The organism is Rhodococcus sp. KBS0724 (assembly GCF_005938745.2).
GTDB lineage: Bacteria > Actinomycetota > Actinomycetes > Mycobacteriales > Mycobacteriaceae > Rhodococcus_F.
Map to the genome: position 1 here is coordinate 2,627,686 of NZ_VCBX02000001.1, position 18,313 is coordinate 2,645,998.

Sequence of the window (18,313 nt, forward strand, 5' to 3'; positions counted from 1 at the left end):
ATGTGAGGCGATGCGCATGGGTGTTGGCTTCGCATCGTCTGGCTGGTGATGCGAAGCTTGCACACGGTCTGTGCTTCCGGCTGAGCCGGTTTCAGTCTCGGTGGATGGGGCCTTGGCAGGTGGTGGAGCGTCGGCGTCGCTGTTTCGGGTCGATCGCGGCCGGTGGGATGAACCACGGTTTGTGATCGGAACCCATTTTGATTTCCCAGATTCCGCGGAACCCGCTGGTGCTGTGCATCAACGTGTGGTGGCTCCGACAGAGCAAAGCGAGGTTGTCCATGATCGTCAAACCGCCTGTTGACCACGGTTTTATATGGTGTGCGTCGCACCAGGCCGGTACGGCATCGCAGTTGGGGAAGGCGCAGCCTTTGTCTCGGGCGATCAGCGCGATGCGTTGTTCGGCTGTGACGAGGCGTTTGAGTGGTGTCGCATCCAGCGGTGCGCCCTTGCCGTCCATCAAGACGGTCGAGAGCATGCAATCACACGCGAGCATCCGGGCTTTACTCACACTCAGCGGGCCCATCCACGGCATGTAGCCGACATCGAGATCCTCGAAATCGGGTTCATCGTAGTCTGCTCGTTTGGTGGCGCATTCACGATGCTCCGCAAGGTCTTTCGCGGTGATATGCACATTCACATGCGGACGCTGACCACCATCCACCCCGGTAACAGCATTATCCAAATATCGTCGAATCAACTCCGTGAACGCATCGGCGGTACGTTTAGCGGCCGACCGCTGATCCGGAGTCCCGTCCGCCGCCGGTTTCGGCATCGACAGACCCGACAGCGCAGACAGGAGCATTTCACCGGTCAACGCGTCGAAATCGCCCTTGATCACGACCCGACCATTCAATGTCGGCGCGATCCGTAACGCATTCAGGTCGTTATCCTCGCCAGGCGGGGGCTCGTCGGATTCAAAGATCCGCTCCAAAACAGCAATCGCGTACCGCACCTTGACAGTCGTAGCCTCTACCCCGGATGCGGCGGCGAGAAGTGTTTTCAGGCTTGGCATTAATGCGATGTCCGGCATCCCCTTTGGTGGGGATTCGCAGAACGCGGCGATCAATGCCGCATCGTCGAGTGAGAGGTCACCCGCTTCGAATTGCGCAGCAATATCGGGGAACGATCGCAGTGCGGCACCGAGGGCGGCGATCTTGTTGCCGGCCGAGTTCTGCAGCATCGTATTGGCCGCCAACCACCGACCGACACCTCGGTAGCAGAGCACTTGCTCGTCGGGATTTAGTGCTAACTCGTCGACTGCGGCAACCCGAATCGCTTCCAGCCGAAGAATTTCCGCCGATGCAGTGACGGCCACGTCCCGAACCTCGGACGGACGTAACTGCCACAACCTGCCGCGCACACCCACAGCCGAACCGGCTACAACATCCCCCACCGCAATTGAATCGCTAACTATGGTCATCAAGGCCTCCCCACCCGTGACCTAATTATACTCGAACGTCTATTCGAATCAAGGGATATATCGGGCACATTTGGCCCAGGGTGCTATGTCGACGTGGTCAATGATTTGAGACGAATGATGTTCGCATTCAAGAGTGTTGGCAGCAGTTTCGGTCAGTCCAACGACGCACACGCGGTGCACCATGGCCGACCATCGACACCGTCGATTCGATGTGACGGATCGATGCGCGCGGCAAGAATGCAGCTCTCGTTGTCGTGGTAGACATCGAGATCGGAAGGAACCGTCGAGTGAAACGCCGGGACCTTCATGTGCACCTCCGTTGTGGCTCGTCAGGATTCGAGCCGAATCTGTTAATGGTCCCACTGCCGGGATCGTTTCGCTCGGCGCACGACGCGAGCCGTCGGGTGCTTTCCCTCACTGGGGTTGTGATGTGTGATCCCTCCCTCTGTCTCGGGGGATCGGCACACGCGGAACTTCAGGTCTCATTCGGACAATTGCATTGAGAGGCATAGGGAGTGAGCATGGACGACGACGTCCTCACAGGTGTTTTCGCCTCGGTCACTATTTTCGCTTCGGTCATGTTGAGAGATATTCCGAGTGTGCGGCCGTGCTGTTCTCGCGTACTAGGTAGGTCATTGACTAGTTAATATCTGTCAGCCCCTCCGGGGAGGTTAGTGTGGCGGTTAGACCTGCGAAGAGGATATCGAGGCCCCGTTCGAGTTCGGCGGCGCCGTCATAGGACGCAAGAACCTGTGCGAGAGCACGAACCCGCGGGAATTCGCCGATTGGTAGCCGATGTAGCCCCAGTCGCAGCACGTTGTCGGTTTCGTCTGGCCGTTCTACACGCTCCTGCAGTTCTTCTAGGACATGTCCGACAAGAAACCCGAACAGGGCCCGGTAGACGCGCAACGCGTCGGTGGCATTGAAACCCGTTCGGTTGAGCAAATTCAGGATGTCTTCGAGTGGACGCAGGGTTCCTAGCGGTCGCATTCCTAGGGGCGTCGCAAGGGGGCGGGTGACCAGCAAAGGGACCACGTGAGGATGCGCCAGCGTCAACTGACGAAAGTCCCGGGCGATCGAGCGAAGCTGGGTGATCCAGTCGCTTGTGTCGTCGGGGTCGACGACAAGCTGCTCGAGGACTTTCTCGGCGACTCCGTCGAGGAGCGCCGCTTTGTTGGGTGCATGACGGTACAGAGTCATCGGATCCCGTCCGAGTGCTTTTCCGAGTCGTCGCATAGAGAGTCCGTCGATGCCGTCGCGGTCGAGGATCTCGAGTGCGGACACAAGAATTCGCTCCTTGGTGAGCGCCTCACCGTCTGAATCGTCGCCGGAACCCGTGCTGCGATGTGCAGGGGGCTTCGCCATCGCGGTCTCCTTTCGACTACCCACCACTGTAGGCCGAAAGTGTAGATATACAGCGTTGACAGCCGAGGAGATGCGGCGTTCACTGGATAGTGGAATTGGGGTTAGAAGATGCGTTCGGGCTTGGAAGATGACATGTGGCGCCCCCGAATCCGCCGACGACGCGGTGTGCCTGCGCATTGCGTCAACCACGAAATCAGGTAATTACCATGATCATTCTCGGTATCATCCTCGCCATTGTCGGCGTAATCATCAGTGTCCCCGTTCTGTTGTACGTCGGGATCGCACTCGTCGTCATCGGAGCGGTGATGGAGATCATGGGCTCGACGGGCCACGCAGTTGCCGGTCGACGCCATTACTACTGAGTATCCGTTAGGTACGGCGCCGTCATGACCTCGGCGCCTGCGGTAACTCACTGAAGAAACACACTGATGGCAATCTCGGATATCAAAGAATACGCACACCTCGCCGCAGCAGACGTCGAGTCACTCGGTGACGAACTGAACAGCATCCGGCGTACAGTCACGGAATCGCTCGGCGAAGCAGACGCCTCCTACATCCGCCGCGCCATCGCTTTTCAGCGTGTGCTCGAAGTCTTTGCGCGGCTGACTATCCACGGCGGCAGGACAAGATCCGCGTGGATAGTCGGAGCTACGACTCTCGGGGTAGCCAAGACTATCGAGAACATGGAGATCGGGCACAACGTCTCGCATGGTCAGTGGGACTGGATGAACGACCCTGAAATCCACTCCGGTACATGGGAATGGGACATGGTCGGACTCTCCTCACAGTGGCGCTACTCTCACAACTATCGCCACCACATGTTCAGCAACGTCGTCGGGGTGGACGACGACCTCGGCTACGGCGTGCTCCGCATCACGCGGGACCAGCCGTGGCAGCCGGTAAATCTCCTGCAGCCGATCCGGAATCTGTTGCTGGCAGCCATGTTCGAATGGGGGATAGCCCTGCACAGTCTGTACTCCGAACAAGGAAACGCCCGTACCGACTCGGAAAAGTCTGCTGAAACCCGAGCGCTAGTCGGTAAGATCGCCCGCCAAGTGGGCAAGGACTACCTGTTGTTTCCCGCCCTCAGCGGACGTCGCTGGCGACGAACTCTGACGGCGAACTTGTCCGCCAACCTGCTGCGGAATGTGTGGTCGTACGTGGTGATTTTCTGTGGTCATTTCCCCGATGGCGCCGAGAAATTCACGCTGGCGGAACTCGAGAACGAGACCCGGGCGGAATGGTATCTGCGGCAGATGCTCGGCGCAGCCAATTTCCGTGCCGGCGCAGTGATGGCGTTCCTGAGTGGCAACCTCTGCTACCAAATCGAGCATCACCTATTTCCGGACCTCCCCAGCAACCGCTACGCGGAGATCTCCATCAAGGTCCGCGCACTGTGTGAAAAATACGATCTGCCCTACACTACTGGTTCCCTTGTGCGGCAGTATCTTTTGACCCTACGAACCATTCACAAACTGTCTCTGCCTGACCGGTTTCTTCTTGCGACGTCCGACGACGCCCCTGAGACTGCGTCCGAACTCAAGTTCCGCACTACCGTGTCAAAGCCCGAGAGTTCGGCTCGAAACCCTCGGGTTGGGCTGCGAAGCGCGCTGCGATCGTCGCCTGGCAACCGTTGGGTACATGGACGGAGAAGCGCGCTTTTCAACGGCGTGACCACAGCCCTTGGCGTCGGCTTTTTTCGGAAGCGCCAGCAGATTCTCCGTAGGAGTCGCACGACAGCGTGACGGACCGCCTGAGGATTGGCACTCCAGGTCACCTTGTTGGGTCGCTTCCGGGGCGCGGTTGCCTCGGGGATCGCCGTCGCCTCGGGGATCGCCGTCGCGGTGGAAGGACCGCTCGCCGGGCGTTTCACGAGGCGTTCGCGCCCGAGCCCTGGTTTCCCGGTGGCTTGAACGCGCAATTCGCGTGAAATTGCGGACCGGACACTCGGATTCCTCTGCGAGGGAACGTCGTACCCGTTGCGGACGCCGAAGGCGTCGTTGCCGACACTCCGAAAATTCGACGCGGAATCGTCCCGGAACCGAGGGCTGAAGCGGGCGGCGCTAGGCTGAACAAATGCGCGGAGAGTACAAAGTTCCAGGCGGCAAGCTAGTTGCCGTCGATGTCGAGGTCGAGGACGGGCAGCTGTCCCACGTCGCAGTTTCCGGTGATTTTTTCCTCGAACCGGACAGTGCGCTGGACGACATCAACGGAGCGCTGACGGGCATGCCGGCAGATGCCAATGTCGAACAGCTCGCGGATGCCATCATCGCCACCCTCGACGAGTCTGTGTCGATGATCGGGTTCACCGCGGAGTCGGTTGGCATCGCGATCCGCCGCGCCCTCGGTCACGCCACCAGTTGGGCGGACCACACGTTCGACGTCATTCCGCCCGTGGTCCTCGATCCTGCGATGCACGTGGCGTTGGACGAGGTCATCGCGCGGGAGGTGGCGTCCGGTGTGCGTCCCCCCACTTTGCGTTTCTGGGACTGGGATTCGCCGCTGGTCGTGATCGGCTCGTTCCAATCCGTACGCAATGAGGTCGACTCGGAGGCCGCTGCGCGCCACGGTATCGGTGTTGTGCGCCGAATCTCAGGCGGCGGTGCGATGTTCATGGAGCCGGGCAACTGCATCACGTACTCGTTGGTGGTGCCCGCGTCGCTGGTGGAGGGACTGAGTTTCGAACGGTCGTACGCCTTCCTGGACCAGTGGGTGATGGGCGCACTTGCCGAAGTCGGAATCACCGCGCGCTACGTGCCACTCAACGACATTGCTTCGGACAAGGGCAAGATCGCGGGCGCCGCGCAGAAGCGGTTCGCCGACGGGACGGTTGTGCATCACGTGACCATGGCCTACGACATCGACGCGGAGAAGATGGTGCAGGTTCTGCGAATCGGCCGAGAGAAGATGTCCGACAAGGGAACCAAGAGTGCGGCCAAGCGGGTAGACCCGCTCCGCTCCCAGACCGGAATGACGCGCGCTGCGATCCTGACTTCGTTCGAGAATTACTTCCGATCGCAGCACGACACTCGCACCAGTGCGTACACCGAATCGGAACTCGCACAGGCACGTGAGCTGGTGGAGACCAAGTTCAACACCGAGAAGTGGACGCACCGCGTGCCGTAGGGTGCGTCCACCAAACCCGTGTGTCTAGCAAACCCGTGTGTCTAGCAAAGCTGGGGTGTCTAGCTCGAGTTATGCAGTGTGAGGAGCGGGTTGCTCCGCAGCGGATGGCGTGACGCCCGCCGCGGCACTGCGACGCGTCACGGTGAATGTTGCAGCGACGCACAGAATTGCGATGACGAAGCACGCCAACGTGTACCAGAGATTCCCGATCGGGTCTCCATTGCTGGTGGAACCGTCGACGGCACCGAAGAACTCAGGTAATGCCGTCGCCCAGAGAAATGCGAAGATGCACAGGTACACCACGCTGTAGTACTGGACAAACTTGTTGGTGTACGGGGGAGCGTCTGACGGTTGCGAGCGCAACCGCGTCCATTGGCGGACGAGAAGCACAATCGCAACAACTGTGAGAACCGCCAGTTCTGCGGCGTAGAGGAACCCGCGGAGGGTGTCGCTGCCCGCGCCGAATACCGTCGCGGGTATCGGCAGGATGAAAGTGCCCAATGATGCCAGGACGCCGATGACGATTGTGCGCCAGACCAATTGGAGTCCGGTGAAGTGTTTGCCGCTGTCGACGTGTCGGCCGACGAAGAATTGGACGCAGAACGCCAGCGACATCGGCCACAAGGCTGCGAACACAACCACGCTCGGCAGCGGAACAGCATCGAACATCGGTTGGTTGATCGGGTTTTCCGTCGACCATTCCCACCAGCGAAGCTGCGGTCCGAGGTGGTCGAAGATCTCGTAGAACGCGTGGTGGACGAAGCCTACGCAGACCGCGCCGGCGAGCACACCGTAGCGGCGGAAAACGCCCAGCATCTTGACGATTTCGAAGGCCAGCGTCGCCATAAGCGGATAGATTGCGATGATGTAGAGGGGGAGTCTGCCCCACAGGAAATCTACGGTGAACACGTTGTGCGCAAACATCGTATCCACGTGCTGTTCGATTCCGAATGCCGCGGGAAAGTACAGCGGCGGTTCGATGATGAAGAGATAGGCCGTGGCGCCGAACCAGAGCACGAGGTTGGTGGGATCGCCGGCTCGACGCAAACGCACTATCGCGAGAATCAGCGCGAGCACCGAGCCGATGATGATGGTCCACTCGAGGGCTGGCAGGGTCCAGTTCTCCAGCCCGAATGGGTTGCGGAACTCGACCAGTCCGCCCGCTTCTGCGCAGGAGAAGCCGAGCTCTGTAGCGAGTTGATCGAAGGTGGGTGAACAGAGGTCAGCCATCAGTCGACCGCCCTGCGGTAGTCGATTCAGCGCTGTTCGATTCAGCTGTGTACCAGCGTGTTACGTCGTAGCCGGCTTCGAAACGTTTGAACCATACGTCGGCCAAGGCGGGCAGATTCTCGTTGGCAGGGTTGTGTTTGGGCAATTGGCTGCGGATGACACCCTTCAAGGCAGTGAGTTGCTCGCCGAGTGGCAAGACGTCGAACGCGCGAGACATCGGGCCGTTGTCCTGCGCTTCGAGCATCGGCAATCGCTTGCGTAGAAACTGCATGTTGCGGTACGAAGCGAACATCGCCATTGCGTCGACCTGCCGATCTTCCAGGGGCACATGCTTGTTGAAGCCCAGCGAGGCCAGTCGGATCACCTTCATGACGTGCTGGAAGATCGACGGTGCCATGCGCATTCGGTAGAGATCGCTGCCGACAACGGAGTCGAAGATGATGAGCGCGGAACTCCGGTGTTCGACTTCCTCGACGAAGTGCCAGATGAACAGCGAAGCAACCCGGTCGTCTCCGGGGCGGAAGAGTGCTGATTCGTTGTCGAGCATCAGTTTGAATACCGAGGTGAAGGTGGCTTCGAGGTCAGCGGTATACGCCAGTCGGTAGTTCAACGATTTCTCTGCCGTGAGCTTGTCGAACTCTCCGATAACTTCGTCGAGAGTTTCCTGCAGGCCCGGATATCGCCTGATCAGACCCTTGACGTGCTGACGATGCGCCGAAGAGTGCTGCCCCTCTTGCCGCATGAACGCGTCGGCTTCCTCGGCGACTGCTCGATCCTTCAATAACGGTTTTGTCTGCAGGATGAGCTTGACGATCATTTTTTCGAAACCGATGGCCAGGAACGAGACGGCATTTGCCATGCTCGAGAAGGCTGGGTTCTCTTCGTTCCACAGGAAGGGGACGTCGTAGTCCTCGAATGCAAAATTCATCTTTCGGACGTGTAGATCAGTCACTTCTCGAAACCTCGTCTTTCCGGAGGAGCGGGTAGGTGGCCACCTGGATGCACCGAAAGCCACGCATTTATTGTGACCATACACAAATCGACTGTTGTGTATGGTCACAATTCCGTGATGCGCACAGAATTGGTCTGGACGGGCAGTGTTAGCCTGGGTTTCTCGATTCGAGTGAGGAATGCACGCAGTGGCGCGAAGACGTGGGTGGGGCGGAAATCCGCCAGTCGACGATGACGACGCAACTCATCGAATCGTCACCGCAGCAGTCGATTTGATCGGACAAACCGGTTCGGCAATCAGCATCGCCGATATTGCGGAGTCGCTGGGCGTGATCCGTCAGACGGTGTATCGGTACTTTCCCAACTCGGATGCACTGATGCGCGCAGCGGCAATCGCATCGGTCGCCGGATTTCTCGATCGGCTCACCGCACATGTGAGCGGCATCGAAGATCCCGTGGACGCGATGACCGAGGGCGTTGTCTACACGCTGACCGAGGTCCGCAGAATCCCGCATCTCGGCATCTTGCTGACGGGAACGTATTCGAATCTTCACCCCGACGGTCTTACATCTGACGAGGCTCAGGCCTTCGGCATCGCGATGATCAACCGCTTCGACGTTGACTGGGAGCAATACGGGTACGACGACGCGGCGCTTCGCGAACTCGTCGAGTACGTCCTGCGCACCATGCAGTCGTTTTTCATCTCTCCAGGCAATCCGCCGCGGAGCGACGACGAACTACGGCGATACCTGCGCCGCTGGATGGGCGCCGGGATCACTGCCCAATCAAAGTCCTGAACAACCACATTCTCAGATGACGGTCAGGACGATCGCTCCGGCGCACGCGATAACGACGATGGTGATAGCCATCAGATCGGCTCGACGCGGGCGCTTCGGGTAGGCGGCGATCAAGCCGGTTCCGCCGCGTGCGGAGATAGCCTCACCCATTTCGGCAGACCTGCGGATCGCCACCGACATCGTTGTCGTGATCAGATCGATGATCGTGTTGTCGGACGCGCTGTGCACGACACCCTTAGGCCGGAGCCTGCGAGCAGCGGCGAGGGTGACCATTTCTTCGATCAGAAGAGGGAGTGAGCGAATGCAGAGCGCTGCCGTTATTGCCCACTCGTCCACCGGGATTCGTAGGAACCGTAGCGGTCGGCCCAAAGTCGCCAGTGCCGGAGCGACATCGCTCATCGATGTGGTCCACGCCAACATCAGTGAGGCGCACAGCAATACGATTCCGAAGGTGACTGCCCGAAGGTAGAGATACACCGCGTCGAGACCGATGGGGAGATTGACCAGGGCTCCGCCCAGGAGCAAGAGCCCGATCCACCACGGTGGCCGCGGGATTGCCGTCGGAGGAATATGGCCGATCGCAGCGGTGACGACCAGCAGTCCGGTAATCACGGCAATGGACGGCCACGACGGTGCAATCACCATGACCAGGCTGATGAGCACCACGGCAATGATCTTCGTGCCCGCCCACAGTCGGTGGATCGGTGACGTAGTGGGAACTTCGCGCAGGAGTGTAGTCATCGCCGGGTCTCCTCCAGGGTGACGGGGTTTTCGGTCAGGACACCGTCAGCGAGATGAATTGTCCTGCTGCACACACTGTCCATGCCGTCGACGTCATGTGAGATCACAACCAGCGCGGTGCCGTTGCGCCTGATCCAGGTCAGGACGTTCATGATGGCAGCGCGCCCGGGCGGGTCGAGGCCGGCGAGTGGTTCGTCGAGAATAAGCATTTGGGGTTGGCGGACGAGCAGACCGGCGAGCACCACTCTGCGCATCTGCCCGCCGCTGAGTTGATCGATGCTGCGACTGGCGATGCGGCGGTCGAGCCCGACGGCGTCGAGTGCCCAGGAAACCTGAGTGGAGCCGATTTCGGGCCCGCCTGCGGCTTCGATGTCTTCTGACACTGTTCGACGTTGCAGTTGCAGTCGCGAGTGCTGGAACGTCAGGCCCACCGAACCCACCTGGCGGGCAATAGGTTTGCCGTCGAACAATGCCGTGCCGGACGTGGGGACCGTCAATCCGGCCATGATCCAGGCCAGCGTGGACTTTCCGGAGCCGTTGCCGCCCAGTACCAATACGCCGTCACCTGAGCCGATGGTCAGATTGACGTCGGACAACGCGGTACGCGACCACGGAGTGCGATTGTTGTAGGTGTGCGAGAGATTCTCGATCTCGAGGAGAGCTTTGGTGCTGGGCTGCCAGTAGGCGGGTGAAGCCGGCTGTCCGGTGCCGACCATCCAACCCGGCTCGTGCTCGATCTGCCGACCGTTCTGCAGCTGGACAACGCGGTCGGCGCGGCGAGTGTCTGCCTGATGATGGGTGACCAGGACAACCGCCATGTTGTGGCGACGGGGGAGAGTTGCCAACAGTTCCACCAGTTCTTCGCGTCCGGTGCGATCGACCATCGCGGTAGCTTCGTCGGCGATGAGCAACGCGGGACGACGAGCGAGGGCAGCGGCGACGGCCAGACGCTGCATCTCGCCACCCGAGAGTGACGACGTTTCACGCATCGCCATTCCGCCCAGTCCGACCTCGGTCAAGAGTGCCTCGATGTCCGGAAGGTGCTCGGGTTGTAGGCCCCACACCACGTCGTCGGCGACGCGGGTTCCGAGAATCTGGCTTTCGGGTCGCTGCAGGACCACCGCTGTACCGCCGTGGTGTCCGAGGCCTGCGGCGCCGGGTCGCACCAGGAGGCCGCTCGACGGTGCCCGACCAGCGAGAAGGCGCGTCAGAGTCGATTTTCCGGAACCGTTGTGGCCGACGACGGTGACAAATTCGCCGCGGTCGATCGAGAAGTTGATGTCCGTCAAGGCCGGTGACGGTGAACCCGGGTAGGTGAAGCCGACGTGTTCGAGTGTCAGCGGCAGCGGGTTGATCGTCCGGTCGTCTGGCGTCGTTGCCAGCGGATCCACCGTGGGCAGTGCAGCCAACCGATCGAGAACGGCGCCGAGAACAAAGTAGGAGACGACGGTACTGATGATTATGCCCAGCGTGGCGGACGCGGCAATCCAGATCCACCAGTAGTCGATGACGGCTCCGATGCTGCTTTCGATCCCTTCCGCGATCCCAACCAAAGACGGAGATCTTTTGAGAATTGCCGCGACACCGCGAACTGTGTTGTCGAGTGAATCCAACAAGAGGTTTCGCAGCGGCGAGAGAATGAGCAGTAGAACTATGGAGAAGAGGGACAGGAGCGGCCCGACAACACACGCCGCCAGTAGCGCGGAAAGGAATCCGCGTCCCCGCCTTTTCACATTGCCGATAATTCCGCCCAGCAGGGCGCAGAGTGCAACCGCAGAGGCAGAACCCGAACCGGCGGCAACAAACGCGACCGCAGTGGCAGCAACGCCGGACGCGACGACAGCGCGGATCCGGAACCGTTGAGCAACGATGCCCATCGGAACAGCGGCAACAAGATGGAGTGCACTTGCCAGAGGAATAACTGTCGCGATGACGGAAAGAGCGACCGTGAATCCAGCCATCACGGCACCGGTCGCCACCTCGAGTGGACGCAAGTTGCCGGTTGGCTGAATTTCTGGGCGGTTGCTCACCAACTCCAGTGTGCCAGTCGTGACGAAACTCCTGTTGCACTGATGGTGAGCCCATCTGCCCGGTTGCGTAGGCTTTACCTCACAACAATGCATCGGACGGAGCGTGGAAGACGTGAGTGCAGCACCCATCAGGGTTGGGGTTCTGGGAGCCAAGGGCAAGGTCGGCCAGGCAATCTGCGCAGCAGTCGAGGCTGCAGCTGATCTGGAACTGGTTGCGCAGGTAGATACCGGCGATCCGATCGAGACGTTTGTCGACACCCGCACTCAGGTCGTGGTCGACTTCACACATCCCGATGTCGTGATGGGAAACCTGGAGTTTCTCGTAGCCAATCGCATTCACGCCGTGGTCGGCACCACGGGCTTCGACGAGAGCCGCCTTGCCGCGGTGCAGTCGTGGGTCGACGCCCAGCCCACCACCGGCGTACTGATCGCCCCCAACTTCGCGATCGGCGCTGTGCTGTCGATGCGCTTCGCGGCCGCTGCGGCCCGGTACTTCGATTCGGTCGAAGTTATCGAACTGCATCATCCCTACAAGGCTGACGCCCCGTCGGGCACCGCGTACCGAACGGCGGCGATGATCGCAGCGGCACGCGCCGCAGCTGGTGTCGGCCCGAGTCCGGACGCCACGACCACCGAACTCGACGGTGCCCGCGGCGCCGACGTCGACGGTGTTCGCGTGCATTCGGTGCGCATGGCCGGGATGGTTGCACACCAGGAAGTCATTCTGGGCACGCAGGGCGAGACACTCACCATCCGTCACGATTCCATCGACCGAACCTCGTTCGTCCCTGGAGTGCTGCTCGGTGTTCGCGAGATCGCGGCCCGTCCCGGACTCACCGTTGGTATCGATTCGTTCCTGGATTTGTGAGCACTACAGACTTGTGAGCACTACGAACATGAACAACAAGACCACCCGCACACTCATCTTGATCACGGCGATCTGCATTGCCCTTGCCGTGTACTTCGTGCTGCTCGGTCAACGCGGAATCCAGCTCATCCAAGATGGGGGCGGCGCGGCTATCGGCCTGGGAATCGGTGTGCTCATCCTGCCGTTCCTCGGGCTGTGGCTGGTAATTGCGACACTGCGGGCGGGATTCACCCACCAGCGCCTGGCTCAGCAGATCCACGACGAAGGTTTGGCCGTCGACGCGTCGACGCTCCCGAAACTGCCGTCGGGCCGGATCGAACGTGCTGCCGCCGACGAGTTGTTCGCGAAGATCAAGGTCGATTGGGAAGCTGATCCCGACAACTGGAAGCAGAACTTCCGTCTCGCGCGCGCCTACGATTACGCGGGTGACCGGAGCCGTGCCCGCGAAACCATGCGCCGGGCAGTGGAATTGGAACGACGCGAGCGCGGCAAGTAGACCCGTCTACTCCGGAACGGTGGTGGGGGACGCCGGATCCGGAGTGGTGGGATCGAACGGCGGCGGGTTGTCGGGGTTGAAGATCGACGGCGGAATCGAGCACGTAGCTCCCACTTCGGGATACGTTGCGGGATTGAGCCGAAGTGCCGAGATGAACTGATCGATTCGGATGTCGGAGGCCTGGTCGAGTTTGAGCTGATGTCCCCACGACTGCAACGAGATCGGTGCGTCGAGCGTCGGATACGGAGACATCAGCATGTGGCTGGTTCCACTGACCCGTTCGGCGAGGACGTCGATATCGCCGGCGGAAATAAGATCAGGGTTGTACGTGATCCAGACCGCGCCGTGTTCGAGTGAATGAACAGCATTCTCAGTCCGGATTGCTTGCGGATACACAACTCCGGTGCACTTAGCCCACACCCCGTCGTGCCGACCGCCGAACGGTGGCGAATATGTGTATGCCACACGTTCATTGGGTCCGACGTGCAGCGCCGCCGGGTATTCGACAATCGCAACACCGTCGATGGCTTCCGACGGATCGGGGTTTTCGATGCTCGGAACAAACGAATCGGGGCGCGGCGTGCCGTCGAGGGTGTTCGCGCACCCACCTGTCACAACGACAGCTGTGCAGGCAAACGCAGCGCCGATTGCCCGAATTCGTGTATTCACTCAGCGATGATAGCGGGTGTCGATCGTCGAGAATTACGCAGCGACAACCGCTCACGCCCAACTGTAGAAGAACCCACGGTCCCGGTTGATCCCCAAAAGAGTGGTTGACAGGCAGATCCCTTCCTTGACGAACGCACCCAAGCGGCCGGAGACGACCAGCCTCGCTGAGACATCGGAGCGGGTAATGCGCTGAAACACCGCCTGCGAGCGTCCAAGACTGATGCACTGCCCGACGAACTTGGGAATTACCGGAGTCGGCATTGAACCCTGGAGTCTGAGTTCGACGGTTTCCGCGGCGTGAACTCCCAGAGGAATCGCAGCCTGGCAGCTCATTCGTAGAGAAAGATCACTGATCACCATTGCATCGCCCGCGCCCACGATGTTGGGGTGCGTCGTGCATTCCAGGTGTCGGTTGACCTGCAACCGGCCACGGCCGTCGACGGGTAGCCCACTGTGGCGTGCGAGTTCCGGGACGCCGAATTCCGTGGCGAGTACAGCACAATCGGTCGCGATGGTGCGACCGTCGTCAAGCGTGCACGACTTCTCGTCGATACGTACTACGCGCGATCCGGTGACAATGCGGATGTCGAAAGCCATCAGTGCCCCGGCGATACGTGATCTGGCCTTCTTTGAAAGCTCCGGGGCGATCTCGCTTCCCGTGACCAATGTGGTTCGACCCGTGCGATTCTCGGCCAATTCTGCCGCAGTCTCGATTCCGGTAAGTCCACCACCGACGACGGTGATCGCGGCATCGGTGGGTAGTGTCGTCAGCCTCGATTTCAGACGAACGGCGTCCTCGTATTCGGAGACTGCGAAACCGTGGGTGGCAGCACCGGCAATTGTGCTGCCTGTGTGGTGGCTTCCCGGGGCGTAGACAAGATAGTCGTAGGGGAGTGTGTCTCCGTCTTCGAGAATGAGATGGTTTGTGGCAGTGTCGATTCTGGTCGCTGTTGCGATGACGAGGGTTGCCTGCGGTGGCAGCGCCGCTTCCAGCGGAACCGTCACGTCGTAATTGCCGGCGATCATCTGATGCAGGCGAATTCGTTGTACCAAATGCTTCCTCGGATTTACGACGGTCACCGTGATGTCAGTCGGTTTGTGCAGCAGTCGTTTTGCTGCCATGACCCCTGCATAACCAGCGCCGACGATAACAACGTGCGCACCCATGGTTCCCCGTTTCGCCACTTGCCATGCGAGCCAAGATCTTGTTCGGCGACACTACAAAGGAAGCATTAGGTAGCGCTATGGTGAGCGACACATTTCTCCAGATCTGTGTGCCACATCTCCATAATTGATTGTGCCTGAGGCTACGAACCCGTCGAACCTAGCGATCCGGCTGAGCCGCCTGCCTCGGCAAGGGCGGTCGCCCCGCGAAGGATGAGCAGCGGCGGTAACGGACCCTGATAGGCCTCGGATCCGCTGATCAGATCGCCGTCGTTGTTGAACGTGATTGCCTCGCCCTGTGGCTCGTTCGGGAGGGGAACTCGAACAGCTTTGGTGGACAGGGCTTTCACTACGTCGCCGTCCGGTGCTGAATACAGGTAGACGTCGGTGTAGGTGCGCAGAGCGACGACGGTGCCGTCGTCGCTGACCGCGCCGCCAGTGACGGCCATTGTTCCCGCTCCGTTAACCGGGCCGCCCGGAGTGGTGGTCGGGGAGAATTGCAGGTGCCCGACCTTGTTCAGTTGTGTCGGAACTGTGGTGCTCAGGTCATGCACACTCTGGTTACCGACAGGGGTGTAGACATCGCTCGATCCGAGATAGTCCTTCGTCACGATGACAGGGAGTCCGTCGTTCGAGATGAGTAATGTTTCGGCGTCATGGGCGCCGTCCGGATATGTCAGCACACGTGGCGTGGCCGCTTCGGCACCGGTCGGATCGAACCCGATCAATGCGACGGATGGACGGACCTTGTTGTTGTCCCCGATGTCGGCAAGCCACAGGATCCCGTCAGGAGTGGAATCGAGATCTTCGACGTCGTATGTCGGAGTCCCCACCGGTATCCAGCGAGTGACCTGGCAGGTCGGATCGAGTTCGGCAACGCGGTCGTCGGCGCCGCTGTCGCCGAGTGCGTACATTCCGGCGCCCGTGTCTGCCAACCCGGACAGCTCTGTGAGACCGGTGTCAGTCGGGGTGCACAACACCTCGAAGGTTGGAGATACTTGCTGGGCAGTCGCGGTTCCGAACTGAATGCCGGTGACGAGAGCGGTCACTGCGCCGGCGATGATCGCGGCGCGGCAGGTCGACGCGTGTTGTCGATTCACAGGTGATCCTCCAGGCGAGAGGCCAAGGGACAAATTCGGACGTAGTACCCAAAAGGGTACTGAACGACCGACCTGTTGGTATCAAAATGAGTCTATCGACTGGAAGCGGGTCACTAGTCGGCTATTTCTTCGGTCAGGTCGAATGCACTGAGAATGGTCCGGAACTTGGTACTCGTTTCACGCAATTCCGTCTCGGGATCCGACGACGCAACTATTCCGCCACCTGCATAGGCCTTCGCCGACAGGCCGTCGGCCGCGATCTCAGCGCATCGGATGGCAACCATCCATTCTCCGTCTCCGGTCCGGTCGCACCACCCGATGGCGCCTGCGTAGAAACCGCGATCGTTCTCGGTCTCGGTGATGTGATCGCGAGCGGCATCGGTCGGCGTGCCGCAGATTGCCGGCGTGGGGTGGAGCGCGAGCGCGAGCTCGAGTGCCGTTATTTTCGGGTCGGCCAGTACGCCTTCGATTTTGGTTCCGAGGTGCCAGAGTTGAGGCGTGCGAAGTAGTTCGGGGGTGCTTGGCGCTGAGAATGATCGGCACAGCGGTGCGAGAACCGCGCTGATCGAATCGACGACAAATTTGTGCTCGGACAAATCCTTGGTGGATGCCAGGAGTTCCTGGGCGTGTTCTTCGTCGCGCTTCGAATCAGGTTGTCGTGCAATCGAACCCGCGAGCGGGTGACAGGTGACGATGTCTCCGCGACGTTCGATCAGGACTTCCGGCGTCGAACCGACCAAGGCTCGTCCGCGGTATTTCCCACCGGCGGGAGATAGGTCGACGCAGAACCCGTTGTGCGAGTGATCGAGCTCGATCAATTTCCTCGTCAGTGCAGTGGGCGAGATCGGCGATTCGGTTTCGATCGCGAGCGTGCGTGCAAGAACAACTTTGTCCAATTCGCCCGCCCGCAGTCGCGTGATCGCACCGCGGACTCGTCGGGTGTGCTCGAGGTGGCTCGGTTCGAATCCGGCAACTTCGGCAGGAGGAAGATCAACCGCGCCGGAGTGATGTAGATCACCCCGAATTCGGGTGAAACTGAGCGGCGCGGTCAGTGCGCACGGGGTTGACGGAGCGAACGGAATGGCGCCGACGACTGAGTCGATCCGCCCGGTCTTGAGTGCCTCCACGGCGTCGAATGCCGAGTCGAATTCTTCCACAACGCCGGAGGTTTGAACCGAGGTCTGCCTGCGGGAGAGCAGGAAAACTGAATCCGCCCCGTTGTCGGTTCGGTTGGTGTGCAACGGGTATTCGGCGACTTCGGCCAGTGCAAACATGGACGCCCTTCCAGATTGTCCGGAACTATTGCTATGTTGAGGCTAGCCTTAGTTGGGCGAGAATTGTGTGTCCAGTTCCCAGTTGGGTACTAACGTACCAATATGGTTAGGCTGACCTAAAGTTCAATTTTCGTACCAGGCGAGGAGACCGATGAGCAGCAGTGTGGACCGAGCCAGGATCGTGCGTGACGTCGCCGAAGTTCTGTCGATGAGGGTAGAACAACTCGGCGACGACACGGATCTGACCGATGAAGGCCTGGACTCGGTGCGGCTCATGATGCTGGTCGAACAATGGCGCGCGGACGGCGCGGATGCGGATTTTGCCGAGTTGGCGGAAGAGCAGACCATTAACGCCTGGGTTGAGGTTCTCTGCCCGCAGTAAGAGTCGTCGTATTCTCGTGGGCGTGAAGACTTTGTTGGTAGTTCACCATTCGCCCTCGCCTGCGACGCATGAACTGCTTGATGCCGTGCTGGCCGGCGCCCGTGATCCGGAGATCGAGGGCGTCGAGGTTATCGCGGTCCCGGCATTGGCGGCGACGGTGCCCGATGTACTCGGTGCTGACGGCTATATTTTCGGAACTACCGCGAACTTCGGCTATATGTCCGGAGCACTGAAGTATTTTTTCGATACCACGTATTACCAGTGCTTGGGCGCTGTTTCGGAGCGTCCGTACGGATTGTGGGTTCACGGAAACAATGACACTGCCGGCGCTGTGTCGTCGGTGCGGGCACTTGCAACCGGTCTGGGGCTGGTTCCGGTGGCCGCCCCACTCGAAGTGATTGTGCCCGTGGACAAATCCGTCCGTGAGCAGTGCTACGAGCTGGGTGGAACCGTCGCTGCCACGGTGATGGGCTGACGCGTTCTATTTTCAGCTTTTTTGTTATCGAGGCCAATCCCACATTTTGATACAACAACGGCTCGGCTCGAAATGAAGTAGTTGCTACTTCAATAAGATTCGGCATTTCACCTGCGGTAATGGATGGAATACGTCCGCTAGGCGCAAGTTGTGAAAATTGTCGTGAATGAATCTTCCACTTTGCCGCATATTTAGTTTAGGCTGCCCAAAATGAGGTTAGGCCAC

The 18,313-nt window shown here is 60.1% G+C and carries 19 protein-coding genes; 8 read left to right on the forward strand and 11 right to left on the reverse strand.

Translation table 11 applies throughout. The annotated features are described in order from the left end of the window. Window positions 1–91: 91 nt before the first annotated feature. The 3 genes from FFI94_RS12095 to FFI94_RS12100 all read right to left on the reverse strand — a co-directional run bounded on the left by FFI94_RS12095 (window position 92) and on the right by FFI94_RS12100 (window position 2,785). On the reverse strand, window positions 92–1,420 hold the full coding sequence (locus FFI94_RS12095) for an HNH endonuclease signature motif containing protein (RefSeq protein WP_144298287.1): 1,329 nt from the start codon (window positions 1,418–1,420) through the stop codon (window positions 92–94). Between the two features lie 152 nt (window positions 1,421–1,572). Further along, on the reverse strand, window positions 1,573–1,728 hold the full coding sequence (locus tag FFI94_RS33630) for a hypothetical protein (protein WP_185993179.1): 156 nt from the start codon (window positions 1,726–1,728) through the stop codon (window positions 1,573–1,575). Window positions 1,729–2,059: 331 nt separating this feature from the next. Next, window positions 2,060–2,785, reverse strand: a complete 726-nt coding sequence (locus tag FFI94_RS12100) for a TetR/AcrR family transcriptional regulator C-terminal domain-containing protein (protein WP_138868080.1) — start codon at window positions 2,783–2,785, stop codon at window positions 2,060–2,062. 206 nt (window positions 2,786–2,991) lie between these two features. Here FFI94_RS12100 and FFI94_RS33635 point away from each other — a divergent pair, with 206 nt between their 5' ends. The 3 genes from FFI94_RS33635 (at window position 2,992) to FFI94_RS12110 (ending at window position 5,911) form a co-directional block, all read left to right on the forward strand. Continuing rightward, window positions 2,992–3,147: a DUF6131 family protein gene (locus FFI94_RS33635; protein ID WP_185993180.1), complete on the forward strand. Its 156-nt coding sequence runs from the start codon at window positions 2,992–2,994 to the stop codon at window positions 3,145–3,147. Between the two features lie 66 nt (window positions 3,148–3,213). Continuing rightward, complete coding sequence (locus FFI94_RS12105; protein ID WP_138868081.1) at window positions 3,214–4,530, forward strand: fatty acid desaturase; 1,317 nt, start codon at window positions 3,214–3,216, stop codon at window positions 4,528–4,530. Window positions 4,531–4,861: 331 nt separating this feature from the next. Then, window positions 4,862–5,911 (forward strand): biotin/lipoate A/B protein ligase family protein, encoded by a 1,050-nt coding sequence (locus FFI94_RS12110; protein WP_138868082.1) that lies wholly within the window; start codon window positions 4,862–4,864, stop codon window positions 5,909–5,911. A gap of 69 nt (window positions 5,912–5,980) precedes the next feature. Here the strand turns inward: FFI94_RS12110 and FFI94_RS12115 are convergent, their stop codons facing one another. Then, on the reverse strand, window positions 5,981–7,141 hold the full coding sequence (locus tag FFI94_RS12115; protein ID WP_138868083.1) for a hypothetical protein: 1,161 nt from the start codon (window positions 7,139–7,141) through the stop codon (window positions 5,981–5,983). Then, the gene (locus FFI94_RS12120) at window positions 7,134–8,093 is read right to left on the reverse strand and encodes a metal-dependent hydrolase (RefSeq protein WP_138868084.1); all 960 of its coding nucleotides are present in this window, start codon (window positions 8,091–8,093) and stop codon (window positions 7,134–7,136) included. Before FFI94_RS12120 ends, FFI94_RS12115 begins: the two co-directional genes overlap by 8 nt. A 187-nt stretch (window positions 8,094–8,280) precedes the next feature. Here FFI94_RS12120 and FFI94_RS12125 point away from each other — a divergent pair, with 187 nt between their 5' ends. Beyond that, complete coding sequence (locus FFI94_RS12125) at window positions 8,281–8,889, forward strand: TetR/AcrR family transcriptional regulator (protein ID WP_138868085.1); 609 nt, start codon at window positions 8,281–8,283, stop codon at window positions 8,887–8,889. Window positions 8,890–8,901: 12 nt separating this feature from the next. Here the strand turns inward: FFI94_RS12125 and FFI94_RS12130 are convergent, their stop codons facing one another. Together FFI94_RS12130 and FFI94_RS12135 are read right to left on the reverse strand one after the other, a co-directional pair. Next, window positions 8,902–9,630: an energy-coupling factor transporter transmembrane protein EcfT gene (locus tag FFI94_RS12130; protein ID WP_138868086.1), complete on the reverse strand. Its 729-nt coding sequence runs from the start codon at window positions 9,628–9,630 to the stop codon at window positions 8,902–8,904. Next, window positions 9,627–11,660 carry an ATP-binding cassette domain-containing protein gene (locus FFI94_RS12135; protein ID WP_138868087.1) on the reverse strand — a complete coding sequence of 678 codons (2,034 nt, stop codon included), beginning with the start codon at window positions 11,658–11,660 and terminating at the stop codon, window positions 9,627–9,629. Before FFI94_RS12135 ends, FFI94_RS12130 begins: the two co-directional genes overlap by 4 nt. A 103-nt stretch (window positions 11,661–11,763) precedes the next feature. Here FFI94_RS12135 and dapB point away from each other — a divergent pair, with 103 nt between their 5' ends. Together dapB and FFI94_RS12145 are read left to right on the forward strand one after the other, a co-directional pair. Further along, on the forward strand, window positions 11,764–12,528 hold the full coding sequence (gene dapB, locus FFI94_RS12140) for a 4-hydroxy-tetrahydrodipicolinate reductase (RefSeq protein WP_138868088.1): 765 nt from the start codon (window positions 11,764–11,766) through the stop codon (window positions 12,526–12,528). Between the two features lie 28 nt (window positions 12,529–12,556). Next, window positions 12,557–13,024: a hypothetical protein gene (locus FFI94_RS12145; RefSeq protein WP_138873146.1), complete on the forward strand. Its 468-nt coding sequence runs from the start codon at window positions 12,557–12,559 to the stop codon at window positions 13,022–13,024. A gap of 6 nt (window positions 13,025–13,030) precedes the next feature. Here FFI94_RS12145 and FFI94_RS12150 read toward each other — a convergent pair whose 3' ends face one another. The 4 genes from FFI94_RS12150 to FFI94_RS12165 all read right to left on the reverse strand — a co-directional run bounded on the left by FFI94_RS12150 (window position 13,031) and on the right by FFI94_RS12165 (window position 17,231). Then, window positions 13,031–13,639 (reverse strand): DUF3105 domain-containing protein, encoded by a 609-nt coding sequence (locus FFI94_RS12150; protein WP_260684477.1) that lies wholly within the window; start codon window positions 13,637–13,639, stop codon window positions 13,031–13,033. 105 nt (window positions 13,640–13,744) lie between these two features. Beyond that, window positions 13,745–14,860: an NAD(P)/FAD-dependent oxidoreductase gene (locus tag FFI94_RS12155; RefSeq protein WP_138868089.1), complete on the reverse strand. Its 1,116-nt coding sequence runs from the start codon at window positions 14,858–14,860 to the stop codon at window positions 13,745–13,747. Window positions 14,861–15,000: 140 nt separating this feature from the next. After that, a complete protein-coding gene (locus FFI94_RS12160) occupies window positions 15,001–15,957 on the reverse strand; it encodes a hypothetical protein (protein WP_260684026.1) in 957 nt (318 codons plus the stop codon). Window positions 15,958–16,070: 113 nt separating this feature from the next. Further along, the gene (locus FFI94_RS12165) at window positions 16,071–17,231 is read right to left on the reverse strand and encodes an isochorismate synthase MenF (RefSeq protein WP_138868090.1); all 1,161 of its coding nucleotides are present in this window, start codon (window positions 17,229–17,231) and stop codon (window positions 16,071–16,073) included. 151 nt (window positions 17,232–17,382) lie between these two features. Here FFI94_RS12165 and FFI94_RS12170 point away from each other — a divergent pair, with 151 nt between their 5' ends. Continuing rightward, the gene (locus FFI94_RS12170; RefSeq protein WP_138868091.1) at window positions 17,383–17,613 is read left to right on the forward strand and encodes a phosphopantetheine-binding protein; all 231 of its coding nucleotides are present in this window, start codon (window positions 17,383–17,385) and stop codon (window positions 17,611–17,613) included. A gap of 22 nt (window positions 17,614–17,635) precedes the next feature. Next, a complete protein-coding gene (locus FFI94_RS12175; RefSeq protein ID WP_138868092.1) occupies window positions 17,636–18,088 on the forward strand; it encodes a flavodoxin family protein in 453 nt (150 codons plus the stop codon). Window positions 18,089–18,313: the final 225 nt, after the last annotated feature.